A 16,782-nucleotide genomic window follows, 5' to 3' on the forward strand; every position below is an offset into this window, starting at 1 on the left:
TCAGACAATTATATGTGCGAGCTGTTTCGCGTAATGTAAAAAAGTTAGAGTAAAAAGTCAATTTTTAGTTTAACGCTTTTCCAAGCTAATACAGCCAACAGAATAGCCAGCGCCAAAACTACATAAAATCCCCTTCTCACCTGACTTGAAGTCGTCTTGATACTTGTGAAATGCGACAATTGAGCCTGCCGAAGCAGTATTCGCATACTCGTCTAATATTAGTGGTGCATCCAAAAATTCAGGTTCTCGACCTAATAATTTCTTTGCGGCAAACAGGTTCATATTAATGTTGGCTTGGTGTAACCACATACGTTTAACTTCACTTACCTGCCAGTCATTTTGTGACAAATGTTCTGAAATAGTACTTGTCACAATTGGCAACAACTCTTTAAAGACCTTTCGGCCTTCTTGAAAAAAGTAAGAATTATCTTCAGGAAGTTCGTCATAACAATGATCGACATAACTATGATTACATTGAATGTTATTCGAGAACTTGGTTATTTGTTGCGTATTTACAATCTTAAACTGATGCTCAGATGTCGCCGTATCTGCACTTTCAATGATCACAGCAGTTGCAACGTCACCAAAAATGAAATGACTGTCTCTATTAGTATAATCGAGTTGTGGTGTTGTAAACTCTGGGTTCACAACCAGAACACATTTAGCGTTTCCACTTTTAATAGCGTTATAGGCATTAATAATCGCAAAGGTCGCTGTAGAGCAAGCAACATTCATATCAAAGCCATAGCCTCCTGCTCCCAAGATTTGTTGTACCTCAACGGCCATTGCAGGATAAGAGCGTTGCATATTTGAAGAGCCAAGAATGACCATATCTATATCTGCTGCTGTCTTATTTGCGGCTTCTAACGCCCCTTTGGCAGCTTCTACGGCCATTAAAACCATTTCTGGTGGCTCAGTCGGCGCATTTTTAGTCATTTTAGGATGGAGGATATTTGGGTCCGTGATCCCCTCTTTTACCATGGCATAACGAGACTTAATGCCTGATGCCTTCTCGATAAACTCAACGCTTGATGGCTTTTTCTCTTCTACTTCGCCAGCTTCAATTTTGGCTGCATTTTCGCGATTGAATTGCTCAACATGACTATTAAGTACATCAACTAATTCTTGGTTACTAATTTTATGTGGTGGGGTAAATAGACCTGACCCTGAAATCACAACTGAAGACATAACTAAACCTACTTTAAAATATCTAATGTCTTTATTATCTTAGCCCATAACGAATAAGGCAAATAAATTAAAACGCCGGAAAGATCCGGCGTTTATTCGTTTAACTTTAAGTTATCTTTTTGCAGACGCTATTACTAAACCTCTGCTGCAGTATCTAACTTTTCAAAAGATTTTATAAGGTCATCAACTTGTTTCATTTGACTCAAGTAACCCTCCAGTTTATCAAGTGGCAACGCACATGGACCGTCACATAACGCCTCATTTGGGTTCGGGTGGGCTTCGATAAATAAGCCTGCAATACCAAGTGCCATACCACTTCGCGCTAACTCAGCAGCCTGTGCTCGTCGGCCATCTGCAGAGTCTGTCCGGCCACCTGGACGTTGCAGAGCATGTGTCGCATCAAACATCACTGGAGCCATACGTTTCATATCATCCATGCCAAGCATATCAACAACCAAATTGTTGTAACCAAATTGGCTACCGCGCTCACAAAGAATAACTTGCTCATTTCCACCATCATTAAACTTTTTAATAATATGACGCATTTCATGTGGGGCTAAAAATTGAGGTTTCTTAACATTAATGATTGCGCCTGTTTTGGCCATCGCAACGACCAAATCCGTTTGACGCGCCAAAAAAGCTGGAAGCTGAATAATGTCCACAACTTCTGCCACAGGTTGTGCTTGGTGTGGTTCGTGAACATCTGTGATAATCGGAAGATCGAATTGTTCTTTGATTTCTTCAAAAATCTTTAAACCATCATCCATACCAGGTCCGCGGTAAGAATTAATTGAAGAACGGTTAGCCTTATCAAAACTAGCTTTAAATACGTATGGGATGTTTAACTTAGACGTTACTTCTTTGTACTTTTCAGCAATGGTCATTGCCAGATCACGAGATTCTAAAACGTTCATGCCACCAAATAAAACAAATGGCTTGTCATTGGCTAGTTCGATGTCGTTACCAATCTTTATGATTTGTGTATTAATGTCTGACTTAATTTGAGATGTCATCAATATTTCTCTTTAAAAATGTAGTTAGGCGTAATGCCTGATAATTAAATAATAGTCTAACTAGCGATAGTTCGTAGTAACTGTCCACAGAACCACGCCGCAAAAGTACCAATTGCATAACCAAACACGGCCAATAACACCCCTACTGGTGCTAATGAAGGATGGAATGCCGAGGCAACTATTGGGGCCGATGCAGCCCCGCCTACGTTTGCTTGACTGCCTACCGCCATATAAAACAGAGGCGCTTTAATAATTTTTGCAACTGCTAACATTAATGATGCGTGGACTAACATCCAAATAGCGCCGATCGCGAAGTACACCGGACTATCTACTATCGCGGTGATATCCATTTTTAGCCCTATCGCGGCGATGAGGAAATACAAAAACGCGCTGCCTACTTTTGCGGCACCTGCGTGCTCTACTTTTCTAAATCGAGTAAAAGACAATGCGATACCCATAGCACTAGCACTGACAATCATCCAGAAAAACTTACTGTGAAAGCTATACTTTGCTAATGATGGATAATTCGCTTGCATAAATGGCGTGATAACATCGGCAAATACATGGGCAATCCCCGTAACACCAAAGCCGACAGCACAAATAAACATCAAGTCATTTAGCTGCGGTATGCGCGCATTTTTTGATTGGTGTTCTTCTACCTTTTTCTGCAACTGAGTAATTGCTGTTGTATCCGCACCTGCTTTTGCATCAATTGCTTTGGCGCTTCCTGACAAAAACAACAGTACCGCCATCCAAATATTCGCTACTATAATGTCAACTGCAATCATCGATGAAAAGATTGTATCCCCGACTTCATATATTTCTTTCATCGCTGTTTGGTTGGCACCACCTCCAATCCAGCTGCCTGCTACCGTTGTCATGCCGCGCCAAACATCTTGTGGGCCGCTATTTCCAAGTAGTTCTGGAACAAAATAACTCATGATCAACAAGGCTATTGGGCCACCGATTACAATACCGATAGTACCGGTTAAAAACATTGTGACTGCTTTAGGGCCTAGCTTTAATATTCCGGGTAAATCTACGCTTATTGTCAAAAGCACAATACATGCTGGTAACAAGAATCGTGACGCTACGTAATATATATTTGCACTCGCATCAGAGCCGACAAGGCCAAATGAATTAAGTAATGATGGAATGAAATAACACAATAAAAGTGCAGGTACAAAGCGATAAAATCGTTTAAAAAAAGGTTGCTCGCTTTTACTAGTGTAAAACACGAGACCCAAGATCATGGCGAGCACACCAAATAGTGTCGCCTCATTTTGTATTACTGGCATGAAACCCAACCCTTATAATATTATTTTTTAATGGATCGTATGTATTGGAAGTACTTGTTCTTCCATTTGCATTTTGAAAAATGTCGCCATTGGATCATTTGGACAGGCTTTAATAAAATAATCTAAATCATCTTTGGCCCACTGCTCACAATCAAGTTGTTGTAAAACAATACCTCTGTCCCTTCTTTCATAAGGGTCTTCAGGTAACATCTCCATCATAGTTTCGACACAGGCAAGAGCTTCTTCTAAGTGCCCCTCAGCGAGGAGACACACTTTTTGTTCTGATATAACTTCTTTAACTAACTCATCTCTCGGTACTGGCTTTGCGAAGCTAGCCAAGCCACTGACAAAACTCTCGTTCATGTCATCACTCGTGATAAGGTAGTCAGTCGCCCCCGATAGTGGGTCAATAACGATCATTTCAGCGTTATTAAGCATTACAACCAAGCCAATATCTTGCTCTAACTCGGCAATGTAAGACTTAAAACCCACTTCATTCAATAAATGAGAAACAACAATACCCAAAGTAAAATGGTTTCCCGTTCTTGCCGTAGCACAATAACCTACCGAACCCAACGCAGATTCTGGTAACGATTGTAGCCCAGGCCCCGAAAATGCCAGCTCATCATAGATAGCGTCTAACACTTTATACAATAAGTCTTGGTTTAGTATTTGGTTTTTAGTATACGTTTCTAAAAACTGGACTGCCGAACTTATTGACGTCGATACTCTATCTAAGCTGATATCGTGTTGCCAGTTCTGTTCTAGTTCTAAAATTTCAAATAAAATATCGCTGCTTTTATCCAGCGACAAAAACCAATTTGCGGACATATACTCTCTTAAAATGATGATGCAATCAGAATGATGTTTTAGTGATTGCCATAAATGCAGCTAAAACTAAACAAATAGATGCGCCAGATAACCACTGGACACCTTTACTTTTTGACGTGGCTTTAATTGCAAGCGCTGCAAAAACGATATAGCCAATAACAAACAAAACTTTTACCGTTAACCAAGAAACTAAAAACGGATATTGACCTAAAACAAAACAAAGACCAATAGCCGTACCGATTAATAATGTGTCGATAACGTGAGGTAAAATTTTGAGTATTTTAGGCAGTGTGTTACCACGAATCTGTACTACAAAAAAGCGATAGTAGAATAGAATGACACTCAACATGACAAACATTAAGTGTGAATGCTTTAACCCCAAGTACATTATGAATCCTTTTTATTTTGACCTAGTACACTAGGCTTCTCGTTTTAGTAAAAGTTTTTGCTAGCGAATCGATTGATTCTTTTATTTCTGCTGTTTCTATATAACAAAAGATCGATGCCACCAAAGTGTAATCGATCTGTTTATAGTCGGAGGATTATATCAGAAAACAAACTCGTTTTCTCTACTTCTAGCGCCGATAAATGGCATCAAATTTGGATTGGTTATTATCAAACAACTCTACGAGTTTTGGGTCAAACTTTTTGCCTTTTTGTTCAATAATGAACTGGCATGCTTGCTCATGTGTCCAGGCCTTGCTATAGCTCAAGGTCGATCGTAGCGAGTCATATACATTTGCTAAGGCAACAATTCTTGCATAAATATGAATATCTGTACCTTTCAAACCATTCGGATAACCACTGCCATCCCAATTTTCCTGATGTTGCTGTGCAACAATTGCCCCTATTTGAATAAGTTCTCGCTCAGAGCCTTTTAAAATATCATAACCGTGGCTAGGGGATGCCTTTATGTCATTCCATTCCTGATCCGTCAATTCTTCTGTCTTGGATAAAACGGCTCTGCTCACCCCCAACTTACCAACATCGTGTAACGCTGAGGCTCGGTGTAATAACTCTGTTTGAGAGTCGCTTAGACCATACAATTCTGCAATCAGTCTCGAGAGTGTCCCTACATTTTCAATATGTTTATCTTTGTCGTCCTGGCGCTTTTCAATTGCCCCTCCTAGTCGCTGTAGTAGTTCAGTCTGAGAAGCCTCCAACTCTATTTTCAGTTGAATATTTTCATAGGCGACTTGCACATTGTGAGCAAAAAGCTCAACTAAATTACGTTTGTTTTCAGTAACATCTGTTGGAATTCCAGAAACAAACAGCAACGAATTGGTACTAAATCGACTGTGGCAATAAGCAATCAAAAAGTTTCCACGATAGACAATAGCCTTACGTGATATTGCTTCTTCAAATGCGCCTTTTAACTCATCATCAATTATTTCTTCAATTTCACTGATGCTTTTACCTATCGCTGAGCTAAACCTACCTTGGCCTGCGACAACTCTCAAGTCAGTACTTTTCTCAACAGGTTTACAGTTAACCATCAAGCTATTGGTGACATACATTGCCTGTTCTTCGCCGCATCCTAAAATAGACGTCAATTGCAACATAACGCCATCTATAAACTGCTCCATCGATGCAACATTGAAAATATCAGCAGAGGCTGAAATGATCTTTTTAAGGCCAACTTCACTGGTTCTCAACGACATAATGTCACGATAAGAACGAAGTCCCGACATTATTACGGTAAACAGCTTTTGCGCAGTAAGCTCTGTTTTGGATTTGTAATCATTAATATCATAATTAACAATAACCTGACGTTCCGGAGCTTGACCAGGTTGTCCGGTTCGAAGGATGATCCTGATACTATCATTTTGTAGTTCGTTTCGGATGTAGTCGGCCACTTTTAGACCTGCATCGTCGGTTTCCATGACGACATCAAGTAAGACAATGGCGATATCTTTTTTCGTTTTTAATAGCTCAATGGCTTCAGAGCCAGAATAGGCACTTAAGAATTCTAAAGACTTTTCTTGAAAGGTAAAATCACTCAGCGCGAGTTTGGTTACGGCATGGACTTCAGGTTCGTCATCTACTATTAATACCTTCCATGTGCCAATCGTTGGTTGATTTACTTCTTCAGCCTGCTCACCTGAAAATAAAAAATCTTCAGCCATACTCTTCGCGCTCCAGTCAATTTTTGAATACTTTATTAAAAGTAATTGTTATTTCAAAGAATAACTATTCCATATGCTACTTAAAGATTAACCTATTAAATCTAAATAGCCAATGGTGATGCGATCATTTTGACCTAGGTCTTTGATCGTCGTGACTTTTGCGAAGCGGTTTTTGGTAAAGATTTTTTGTACAGCAGCGCTTTGATCATAACCGTGTTCTATTGCCAATAATCCACCTGGCCGTAAATATTGAGTCGCGTTTGTTACTATATGCTTGATGTCCGCCAAACCATGCTCTTCTGAAACGAGTGCACTTAAAGGCTCAAAGCGAACATCTCCATTCTTCAGGTGAGCGTCCTCTGGATCTATATAAGGTGGATTACTGACAATGATGTCGAACTGGTCACTTTCTTTGGAAAGGTAGTTATACCAGTCACTTTGCGAGAACTGGCAGTTGTCTATTTTGTTAAGTTCTTGATTAGACTTGGCCAGTGCAACAGCCTCGTCTGAATAATCTAGGCCCAACCAATGAGAGTTGGGTAATTCGCTGGCCAATGCCAATGCAATCGCGCCCGTTCCTGTGCCAAGATCTAGCCCTTTTAAATTAGGATATGAAGGTAATAGCGCGGATTCTGTTAAAACGGTTTCGACCAACGTTTCGGTATCAGGTCTTGGGATTAATGTACTTTCGTTTACATTAAGAGAAAGTGACCAAAAGTCTCTCTTCCCTGTAATGTGTGCCACCGGTCGGCCTTGGCTTCGCTTCTCGACCAACTGCAAAAAAAGCTCAAGGTCCTCTTTATTGATGACTTTATCAGACCATGTAAATAAGTATGTCTTATTACAATTAAGAACATGGCATAAAATGACTTCTGCATCGAGCCTTGCTGTATCTGACAAAGGCCCAATGCGTTGCTCGGCAGTAGATAACGCCTCGCTTATATTCACTCTTCTATTACTCTTCAGACATTGACGCTAATAAGTCTGCCTGATACTCCGTCATTAGTGGCTGCAAAACACAATCCAAATCACCTTCCATAATTTCATTTAGCTTATATAAAGTTAAATTGATTCGGTGTTCTGACATACGGCCTTGAGGGAAGTTATAGGTTCGAACACGTTCTGAACGGTCACCACTTGCAACTAAGTTACGACGCATGTCCGTTTCTTCAGCACTGCGCTTTTCATCTTCGGCCGCTTGGATACGTGCGCTAAGAACTGACATAGCTTTCGCTTTGTTTTTATGTTGAGAACGCTCGTCCTGACATTCAACCACAATACCCGTAGGTAAGTGAGTAATACGTACAGCAGAGTCGGTTTTGTTAACGTGCTGACCACCGGCACCTGATGCACGGTAGGTATCAATTTTTAAGTCCGATGGGTTAATTTCGATCGCTTCCGCCTCTGGGATTTCAGGCATTACAACGACGGTACAAGCAGAAGTATGTACACGACCTTGAGACTCTGTCTCAGGTACGCGCTGGACTCGATGACCGCCCGATTCAAACTTCATCGTTCCGTAAACATCATCACCAGTGAAATGCGCCACAATCTCTTTAAAACCACCGTGTTCGCCTTCATTACTGCTCATGATTTCAACTTTCCAGCGCTTTGATTCGGCATAACGGCTGTACATTCTGAACAAGTCACCCGCAAAAATGGCTGCTTCATCACCACCGGCGCCCGCTCTGATTTCTACAAAACAGTTATTTGAATCGTTCGGATCTTTTGGAAGCATGAGTACTTGGAGTTCGTCTTCTAAACGTTCGATGTCTGCCTTTGCTGTTTTAATTTCTTCATTGGCCATTTCGCGCATTTCTGCGTCATCTTCCTCAAGCATCAATTTCGCTTCTTCGAGATTCTCTTGCGCCGTTTGAAAATCAGTAAACGCTTTTGTTACCGGTTCAAGATCAGAAAACTCTTTTGAAAGCGCTCTAAATCTGTCTTGATCTGAAATAACTTCAGGGTCACTTAACAAAGCTTGAATTTCTTCAAAACGCTCTACAAGCGCTTCTAATTTTCTAAAGATTGATTCTTTCATTGGATCCCCAAAACGGTTTTAAGTATCGCCAACTCATCTTTGTTTTGTTTTTCCGCCGCTTCTTTTAATGCGGACGTCGGTGAATGGATAAGTCGGTTTGTTAATTTGTTGGCTAGCTCAGTAATTACGCTTTCTGCATCATTACCAGCTTGTAATTGGTTCTTTGCACGTGCTAACAATTCATCTTTAATTGCCAGACTTTGTGTGCGGTATTCTTTAATTAAATCGACGGAATCAAGAGCACTTAGCCAGTCCGAAAAGATACTCGCTTTTGAATCTATAATTAACTCTGCTTCAGCCGCCGCTTCTGTTCTTGCTTGCATATTACTGGCAACGATTTCTTGTAAATCATCGACCGTATAAAGGTAAGCGTCTTCTAAGTCAGCCACTTGAGGCTCGATATCTCTTGGCACGGCCAAATCGACCAAAAACATTGGCTTGTGCTTGCGCTGTTTGAAAACATTTTCTATTAAGCCTTTACCAATAATCGGCAAAGTACTTGCCGTTGAACTGATTACTACGTCAGCAGTTAAAATCTCTTCACTAATCTGGCTTAGCGTACAAACACGAGCATCAAACTGCTCTGCAATGGTCTCTGCTCGACTTAATGTTCGGTTTGCAACGACAATATTTGTCGCCCCTTGCTCGAATATGTGCTTTGCTACAAGTTCTATTGTTTCACCTGCTCCAACGAGCAACACCTTCTTACCGTTAAATTCACCAAACACTTGTTTAGCAAGCGTCACAGCGGCATAGGCCACCGACACTGCATTTACTGCTATGTCAGTCTCAGTACGGACTTGTTTGGCAACGGAAAATGATTGTTGGAACATACGTTCAAAATAAGTTTGTACTGTACCAACGGATTTTGCTTGCTGATAGGCTTGTTTTACTTGGCCTAATATCTGAGGTTCGCCCAATACCATTGAGTCTAAACCACTGGCAACTCGCATCAGGTGTTTGGTAGCATCGACATTTTTGTAAATATACGCATGCTCTGATAGCTCTTGGTCTGAGACTTGATGAAACTGGGATAGCCATTGCACCAAACTTTCACTGTTGGCTTGCTCACCAAAACAATATATTTCTGTTCGGTTACAGGTAGAGAGAATTACCGCTTCATCACAGCCAGCGTCATTTTTGATCGTTTTTAATGCTTCAGGTAGTCGCTCTGGCGTAAACGCCAGTCGCTCTCTTAGCTCTACAGATGCAGATTTATGGTTTATACCTAGTGCAAGAACGGTCATATTTAGCTTAAAATGGTCTCAGAATTGAAAAAGCATGCAATTCTACGAAAAACCCAGACTTTTTGAAAGTCTATTCAATCGAATATTGTATTCAGATAAACTGATAATATAATTTAAAATCCACGAACCGGTTCTATTTTCCGGCAGATTTCCGCCGTTTATATCGGTTTGATAAGGGATTAAAGATGACTTGGCTAAAAATATCACTGTTTTTGATTGTGCTCGTTTTAAGTGGTTGTTCTTCATTTGATAATCAATACACTCAAAAACCTGCGAATTACTCGGCCCCCAAAACGATTAACGATATTAAGTATTGGACTGCCAGTGGTAAAATCTTATTGTCTGAAAACGGAAAAAAACAAGCAGGCAACTTTTTCTGGCAACAAGCGGATGACAATTTCCAATTCGTCGTTTCTACCATTCTTGGAATCGATGTTTTTTCTATCAAAGTCTTCAATGAACAAACAACAATTTATATAAACGGTGAGCAATATACGGGCGAGGAGCCGCAATCTTTGCTCTTCAGCCTAACCGGACAAACCATTCCTTTAGGGTATATTGCCGATTGGATGCTAGGTAAAGTGAATGCCAGTCAGGTAAGTGCGTTGAAGAAAGATGAAAACGGTTTAGTTCAGCACTTTATTTTTGATGGTGAGAATTCAAACTTGAGCAAAACTTGGAGTGTTCAATATGTGAGTCGCATAAACGCGAACTCTTTTTTATTGCCACAGAATATCGTCATTAACTCCACAACTAATAGAATTAAAATGAAAATCAATGACTGGAAAATCGATTAAATGAACCACGCTACTTTATCTAGTTCTAACAACCCTAATTCCAATTTAAATTACTTTTCATCTATACCTAGGCCTTCAAAGTCAGACGGTGTCATTCAACTTCCATTAACGGTTCCCTCCCCAGCTAAATTAAATTTGTTTTTACATATAAATGGCCGACTCCCAAATGGTTACCACGAGCTTCAAAGTCTTTTTCACTTTCTGGATTTTGGTGATGAAATGAAGTTTGAAGCTTCGAGCGCCAATAAACACTCGTTTGGTTGTTCAAACCCAGAACTTGAAACAGAAGATAATCTCGTGACCAAAGCCCGAGATGCGATTATTTTAGAAGCCCAAAACCAGAATAGAACAGAGCATATTTTTCCAACTCACATATACTTAGAAAAGCGCCTGCCTATGGGCGGCGGTGTCGGTGGTGGCTCATCAAATGCAGCCACAACGCTTCTTGCACTCAATGAAATATGGCAACTCCATTTTAATTTAAATGAGCTTGAAGCCATAGGCTTAAAAATAGGCGCAGATGTACCGATTTTTGTACGTGGCATAACATCAATTGCCGACGGCGTCGGTGAAAAACTCAGTGATTATCCAATCGATGAAAGGTGGTACTTAGTCTTAACTCCTGCTGCGCATGTCAATACTGGGCAGTTGTTTAATTCTCCGGATTTACCACGTGATACAAGTAAGATTCCCCTTGCTGAAATTAATTACCAAGCCATTGATGAACAATTTAAAAATGATTTTCAAAACTTAGTCGTTAAAGGCTACCCAAACGTTGCCAAAGCACTAAACTGGTTGTTAGAATATGGCCCGGCCAGAATGACTGGCACTGGCGCTTGTGTCTTTGCTGAATTTTGTTCGCAAAGCGAAGCAAATGAGATATTTCGTCGGCTGCCTGTCGAACTGACTGGATTTGTTGCTAAGGGTTGTAACATTTCACCAACGCACCAAACGTTGTTTGGCCAATAAACATTAGAGAATTGGTCCATTTGTGACTACTCTCAACTATAAACTAAAAGCATATAGCTATAGGATATCTCCGTGCCTGATATAAAGCTCTTCGCTGGAAACGCTACGCCAGAACTTGCCGAAATCATCAGTAACCGTCTTGACATCGACCTTGGAAGTGCCACTGTTGGCCGTTTCAGCGACGGTGAGATTAGCGTTCAAATCAATGATAATGTTCGCGGCTCCGATGTATTTATCATTCAATCTACTTGTGCCCCTTGTAACGATAACTTAATGGAACTCATCGTCATGGTTGACGCTCTGCGCAGAGCATCAGCTGGCCGAATTACTGCAGTTATCCCTTACTTTGGCTACGCTCGACAAGACCGTCGTGTTCGCTCTGCTCGTGTACCAATTACTGCTAAAGTTGTTGCTGACTTTTTGTCTAGCGTTGGTGTTGACCGTGTATTAACCGTCGACCTACATGCAGAACAAATTCAGGGTTTCTTCGACGTACCGGTAGATAACGTATTTGGCAGCCCTATTCTGGTTGATGATTTACGTAAAAAAGGGTTCGATGTTGCTGACGATGTTGTCGTTGTATCACCTGATATTGGTGGTGTAGTGCGAGCACGTGCAATTGCGAAATTACTCGACGACAAAGACTTAGCGATTATCGACAAACGTCGTCCTCAAGCCAATGTTGCTCAAGTCATGCACATCATTGGTGACGTTGAAGGTCGCGACTGTATTATGGTCGACGACATGATCGATACCGGTGGCACCCTTTGTAAAGCGGCAGAAGCGTTAAAGGCACACGGTGCGAAACGCGTATTTGCCTATGCCACCCACCCTGTTTTTTCTGGTAATGCAGTAGAGAACCTACAAAACTCTGTTATTGACGAAGTCATCGTCACCGACTCTATTCCTCTTGCTGAGGACATTGCCGCACTGCCTAATGTGCGTCAGCTCACATTAGGTAATATGCTTGCTGAGGCAATACGCCGCTTGAGCAATGAAGAGTCAATCTCTGCAATGTTTGACCACTAATTACACAGTAGATATCCTAAGAAAAAGCGGCTTGATAGCCGCTTTTTCTTAGCTTTAAATTAGGGTTCAAATTCAGAGTTGTACATTCACTCTGATGTTTACTTTTTCTGTTTCTTAAGATTTAGGCAAGCACTGGTAATGTTAGCTTGAGTTAGATTATTAATTGGTGAAAAGCCCAGCGTCTTAGCTGACTCCAAATCGCTTTCAGCAATAGAAAAGACATTCACGGTACCTTCATCGTTGCCACACACTTGTGGGTAAACCATGCCATCTTTATGGCGTTCTGCACAAAAGACTTCAATGCCTGCAATATTTAACGTTTTTTCCATTTTATCTAACGCAATACCGTCACCAAAGCATTGCTTTTTCATTGCATCTTTAAATACAACAACTTTGTTAACGACACTCATATTTCGATCATCAAGAATCACGATGTTTTCATCTTCGATTTCTTCTTGTGAGCTGACACATCCCGCCAAAGACAAACTTGAAAATAAGGCCAGAACCAATGCCGATAAAGGTGAAGTAATAATATTTTTGTTTTGCATAGCGTTCTCAACTTTTAAGATTGGTTGTCCGATTCGTTTGACACTTTTTCGCTTGAATAAAACGGTCGTTCTGATTTACTCATTCTTACAAACCGAGTATTGATTAAATCCAGTATAGAAACTAAATAGGCAAATACACTGTAAGATAAAAAAACAACAATTGTTATTGAGTCATGTGCTTGGCCGAGTAGATAAGTCACAACAAGTAACACGTTTACAATAATACCGGAATACAGAATACCCTTGATACCATCGCGTACTTGCTCCAATTTTAAAGACGCCATCGCTGCATTAATACCCAAAACCATCCACCATAAAGTGGGTATGGAGAGTTTGTGATTAGCGACAACATCCCAAATACTTATCACTAGAATGATAAGAAGTGGCAACACACCAACTAATCTTATTAAACGGTTCATAAAATAATACCTACATTTTTATTATTGTTTATTAGAGGTTATAAAAAGATATTAATAAGGTTCTTGCCCGTACACAAGGTGTCTTTCAAAATGTCTCTGTTCAAGAAACAACCCAACTTACCATCGATTTCAAAATAAACAGTTGAGGGAACAACCACTTTCCTTTAAAATACGCCGCCCCCAAGATTTGGGGTATGAGTTTTCTCTTGGTCGCGGGAGAAAACAATCTTTTTATTTATGTATTTTGGAGAATTCCATGTCTGAAGCTATTTACACTTTAGAAGCTACAGTTCGCAATGAAAAAGGTACTGGTGCGAGCCGCCGCCTTCGTCACGCTAACCAAGTTCCTGCTATCGTTTACGGTGCAGAAAAAGAAACTCAACAAATCGCTCTTGCGCACAACAAAGTTTGGCAAGCTCAAGAACACGAAGGTTTCTACTCTCACATCCTAACTCTAGTTATCGATGGCACTAAAGAAGAAGTAATCTTAAAAGACGTACAACGTCACCCTTATAAAGCACAAATCATGCACTTGGACTTCCAACGTGTTGAAGCTGGTCACAAGTTACACACTAACGTACCAGTTCACTTCATCGGTGAAGATGTTGCTACTAAGAGCGGCGCGATTGTTAACCACACTATGACTGAACTTGAAATTACGTGTCTTCCTAAAGACCTACCTGAGTTCATCGAAGTTGACGTTGCTGGCTTAGAAGTTGGTCAAACGTTACACATCAGTGACTTAACACTTCCTGCAGGTGTTGAATCAGTTGAACTAGCTAAAGGTGAAGATCACGACCAAGCTGTTGTTAGCTTGAGCGCACCAAAAGCAAAAGCAGCTGATGAAGAAGAAGCTTCTGAAGAAGCAGATTCTGAATAATCTGCGTTGAATAGATGTACACTAAGTGAGTACTGATATTCAACTAATCGTGGGCCTGGCAAATCCGGGCCCCGAATACAAATATACCCGCCACAATGCTGGCGCTTGGTTCATCGAAGAACTTTGCCGCAGCAACAATGTTACTCTCAAAAACGACAGCAAATATTTTGGTTATACAGGCAAAGTCATTTTGCATGGCCAAGAAGTTAAATTACTTACTCCTACCACCTTTATGAACTTAAGTGGTAAAGCTGTCTCTGCCTTGGCAAACTTTTATAAAATTAAACCAGAGCAAATACTCGTTGCACATGACGAAATGGACCTCCCTCCTGGCGTTGCTAAAATTAAAAAAGGCGGCGGCCATGGTGGTCATAATGGTTTAAAAGACATCATTGCAAAAATGGCGAATAACAAAGAATTTTATCGATTGCGAGTTGGCATTGGTCATCCTGGCAGTCGCGAAAAAGTAACAGGTTGGGTATTAGGTAAAGCGCCAAGTGCAGATCAAGAAAAGATTGATGCCGCTGTTGATGAAGCGGTTCGCAGTCTCGACATTTGGTTTAAACAAGATTTGAAAAAAGCGCAGAGTCGTCTGCATTCATTCAAAGCTGAATAATACTTTTATACAGATAAAAGCAACTATTAAGGAACCATCATGGGTTTTAAATGTGGCATCGTAGGTTTGCCAAACGTTGGTAAATCAACTCTATTTAATGCATTAACTAAAGCTGGTATCGAAGCAGCAAACTTTCCGTTTTGTACCATCGAGCCAAACACAGGTGTGGTTCCTGTTCCAGATTTACGCCTTAACAAACTTGCAGAGATTGTAAACCCTCAGCGTGTCATTCCAACCACTATGGAATTTGTTGATATTGCAGGTTTGGTTAAAGGTGCGTCTAAAGGTGAAGGTCTTGGTAACCAATTCCTTTCAAATATTCGCGAAACCGACGCAATTGGTCACGTTGTGCGTTGTTTTGACGATCCAAACATTGTCCATGTTGCTGGCCAAGTAAATCCTCAAGAAGATATCGATGTAATCAATACTGAACTTGCGTTATCTGATATGGAAGCAATCGACCGCGCTTTACAACGCAATGCCAAAAAAGCAAAAGGCGGCGACAAAGACGCTAAGTTCGAAAATACCGTTTTAGAAAAGCTAAAACCGGTTGTTGACGAAGGTGGGATGGCTCGCTCAGTCGAACTAACAAAAGAAGAGCTAGCGGCAATTAACTACTTAAACCTTCTTACAATGAAGCCAACTATGTATATTGCTAACGTGGCGGAAGACGGTTTTGAAGACAATCCATTCTTAGATCAAGTAAAAGAAATTGCAAAAGGCGAAAACGCAGTGGTTGTTGCAGTATGTGCCGCGATTGAATCGGAACTTTCTGAATTAGAAGACGACGAATTAGCAGAGTTTATGGAAGACTTAGGTATCGACGAGCCAGGTCTTAACCGTGTTATCCGCGCTGGTTATGAATTACTTAATTTACAAACCTATTTCACCGCTGGTGTGAAAGAAGTTCGCGCTTGGACTTTCCCTGAAGGAAGCACAGCTCCACAAGCGGCTGGTAAGATCCACACGGACTTTGAAAAAGGCTTTATTAGAGCCGAAATCGTTGGCTACGACGATTATGTTGACAATAATGGTGAGTCTGGTGCCAAAGATGCGGGTAAATGGCGTCTAGAAGGTAAAGATTATATTGTTAAAGACGGTGATGTAATCCACTTCCGATTCAACGTTTAAAAAACATTCACCTGTTTTGTATAATTAGGCCTCTTTTAAGAGGCCTTTTTTCTATCCGATTAATATTTTCTGTTTTTTTATGTTTGTTTTCATTCAACTACCACTGCTCCCTCATTCAATTTAAAGCCCTTCTAACGTCAACTTCTGAAAGAAACACTTAACTTGATCGATAATTAATCACTCAATTCTGGTTTTATATAAATAATCCAAATTTTAGAAAGGTATATTTGTACTTTGGTCACAAATTTTTGTTCAAAATTAGGAATTACGATTCATTTTTCTTTCAAGAATTTGGTTCTTTTTATCAAAGATAACTACTAAAAACAGCCATATTTATTCAAATTTTGCACAAACTGTCCATTTTAAAACCAAACAAACAAAATCATCACAATTTATTTAAAAAAGCTGTTGACGAGTGAGGGTCGCATCAGCATAATACGCCACATCGCTTGAGGCGGTAATCGAAACAAAGGATGGCTACGTAGCTCAGCTGGTTAGAGCACATCACTCATAATGATGGGGTCCCCTGTTCAAATCAGGGCGTAGCCACCAATTCGATACCACTACCAAACTCAAGTTAAAAGATTTTGCGGGAGTGGCGGAATTGGTAGACGCGCTGGATTTAGGTTCCAGTATCTTCGGGTGTGAG

Annotated in this window: 17 protein-coding genes and 1 tRNA gene; 7 read left to right on the plus strand and 11 right to left on the minus strand. The window is 40.5% G+C overall.

The genetic code is table 11. The features are described from left to right. Positions 1 to 69: 69 nt before the first annotated feature. The 9 genes from AC4E96_RS10580 to hemA all read right to left on the minus strand — a co-directional run bounded on the left by AC4E96_RS10580 (position 70) and on the right by hemA (position 9,744). Positions 70 to 1,188 (minus strand): beta-ketoacyl-ACP synthase III, encoded by a 1,119-nt coding sequence (locus AC4E96_RS10580; RefSeq protein ID WP_488032678.1) that lies wholly within the window; start codon positions 1,186 to 1,188, stop codon positions 70 to 72. 134 nt (positions 1,189 to 1,322) lie between these two features. Beyond that, entirely contained in the window at positions 1,323 to 2,177 is an 855-nt protein-coding gene (gene kdsA, locus AC4E96_RS10585) for a 3-deoxy-8-phosphooctulonate synthase (protein ID WP_490255804.1), read from the minus strand. Between the two features lie 80 nt (positions 2,178 to 2,257). Beyond that, complete coding sequence (locus AC4E96_RS10590) at positions 2,258 to 3,499, minus strand: DUF819 family protein (protein ID WP_490255794.1); 1,242 nt, start codon at positions 3,497 to 3,499, stop codon at positions 2,258 to 2,260. A 27-nt stretch (positions 3,500 to 3,526) separates the two neighbouring features. After that, the gene (locus AC4E96_RS10595; RefSeq protein WP_490255795.1) at positions 3,527 to 4,330 is read right to left on the minus strand and encodes a tetratricopeptide repeat protein; all 804 of its coding nucleotides are present in this window, start codon (positions 4,328 to 4,330) and stop codon (positions 3,527 to 3,529) included. Positions 4,331 to 4,355: 25 nt separating this feature from the next. Next, the gene (locus tag AC4E96_RS10600) at positions 4,356 to 4,718 is read right to left on the minus strand and encodes a SirB2 family protein (RefSeq protein ID WP_490255796.1); all 363 of its coding nucleotides are present in this window, start codon (positions 4,716 to 4,718) and stop codon (positions 4,356 to 4,358) included. 187 nt (positions 4,719 to 4,905) lie between these two features. Continuing rightward, complete coding sequence (locus tag AC4E96_RS10605) at positions 4,906 to 6,456, minus strand: DUF3369 domain-containing protein (RefSeq protein WP_490255797.1); 1,551 nt, start codon at positions 6,454 to 6,456, stop codon at positions 4,906 to 4,908. An 87-nt stretch (positions 6,457 to 6,543) separates the two neighbouring features. Then, on the minus strand, positions 6,544 to 7,404 hold the full coding sequence (gene prmC, locus AC4E96_RS10610; protein ID WP_490255798.1) for a peptide chain release factor N(5)-glutamine methyltransferase: 861 nt from the start codon (positions 7,402 to 7,404) through the stop codon (positions 6,544 to 6,546). 7 nt (positions 7,405 to 7,411) lie between these two features. Then, positions 7,412 to 8,497 carry a peptide chain release factor 1 gene (gene prfA / locus AC4E96_RS10615; RefSeq protein ID WP_488032684.1) on the minus strand — a complete coding sequence of 362 codons (1,086 nt, stop codon included), beginning with the start codon at positions 8,495 to 8,497 and terminating at the stop codon, positions 7,412 to 7,414. Beyond that, the gene (gene hemA, locus AC4E96_RS10620) at positions 8,494 to 9,744 is read right to left on the minus strand and encodes a glutamyl-tRNA reductase (RefSeq protein ID WP_490255799.1); all 1,251 of its coding nucleotides are present in this window, start codon (positions 9,742 to 9,744) and stop codon (positions 8,494 to 8,496) included. The genes prfA and hemA overlap by 4 nt, the downstream gene beginning before the upstream one ends. 185 nt (positions 9,745 to 9,929) lie before the next feature. Here hemA and lolB point away from each other — a divergent pair, with 185 nt between their 5' ends. The 3 genes from lolB to AC4E96_RS10635 all read left to right on the plus strand — a co-directional run bounded on the left by lolB (position 9,930) and on the right by AC4E96_RS10635 (position 12,539). Next, positions 9,930 to 10,541, plus strand: coding sequence for a lipoprotein insertase outer membrane protein LolB (gene lolB, locus AC4E96_RS10625; protein ID WP_488032686.1), 612 nt, complete (start codon positions 9,930 to 9,932; stop codon positions 10,539 to 10,541). Next, positions 10,542 to 11,510 carry a 4-(cytidine 5'-diphospho)-2-C-methyl-D-erythritol kinase gene (gene ispE, locus AC4E96_RS10630; RefSeq protein WP_490255800.1) on the plus strand — a complete coding sequence of 323 codons (969 nt, stop codon included), beginning with the start codon at positions 10,542 to 10,544 and terminating at the stop codon, positions 11,508 to 11,510. Between the two features lie 72 nt (positions 11,511 to 11,582). Then, entirely contained in the window at positions 11,583 to 12,539 is a 957-nt protein-coding gene (locus tag AC4E96_RS10635) for a ribose-phosphate pyrophosphokinase (RefSeq protein WP_488032688.1), read from the plus strand. Between the two features lie 98 nt (positions 12,540 to 12,637). On the opposite strand, the gene AC4E96_RS10640 is transcribed toward AC4E96_RS10635, so the two are convergent. Together AC4E96_RS10640 and AC4E96_RS10645 are read right to left on the minus strand one after the other, a co-directional pair. Beyond that, positions 12,638 to 13,087 (minus strand): hypothetical protein, encoded by a 450-nt coding sequence (locus AC4E96_RS10640; protein WP_490255801.1) that lies wholly within the window; start codon positions 13,085 to 13,087, stop codon positions 12,638 to 12,640. Positions 13,088 to 13,101: 14 nt separating this feature from the next. Next, entirely contained in the window at positions 13,102 to 13,506 is a 405-nt protein-coding gene (locus tag AC4E96_RS10645) for a hypothetical protein (RefSeq protein ID WP_488032690.1), read from the minus strand. A 256-nt stretch (positions 13,507 to 13,762) separates the two neighbouring features. Here AC4E96_RS10645 and AC4E96_RS10650 point away from each other — a divergent pair, with 256 nt between their 5' ends. The 4 genes from AC4E96_RS10650 (at position 13,763) to AC4E96_RS10665 (ending at position 16,685) form a co-directional block, all read left to right on the plus strand. Next, the gene (locus AC4E96_RS10650; RefSeq protein ID WP_488032691.1) at positions 13,763 to 14,386 is read left to right on the plus strand and encodes a 50S ribosomal protein L25/general stress protein Ctc; all 624 of its coding nucleotides are present in this window, start codon (positions 13,763 to 13,765) and stop codon (positions 14,384 to 14,386) included. Between the two features lie 25 nt (positions 14,387 to 14,411). Further along, entirely contained in the window at positions 14,412 to 15,002 is a 591-nt protein-coding gene (gene pth, locus AC4E96_RS10655; protein ID WP_490255802.1) for an aminoacyl-tRNA hydrolase, read from the plus strand. A gap of 39 nt (positions 15,003 to 15,041) precedes the next feature. Further along, complete coding sequence (ychF, locus tag AC4E96_RS10660; protein ID WP_490255803.1) at positions 15,042 to 16,133, plus strand: redox-regulated ATPase YchF; 1,092 nt, start codon at positions 15,042 to 15,044, stop codon at positions 16,131 to 16,133. A gap of 475 nt (positions 16,134 to 16,608) precedes the next feature. Continuing rightward, positions 16,609 to 16,685 (plus strand) — tRNA-Met (locus AC4E96_RS10665). Positions 16,686 to 16,782: the final 97 nt, after the last annotated feature.

Source organism: Psychrosphaera sp. (assembly GCF_982872775.1).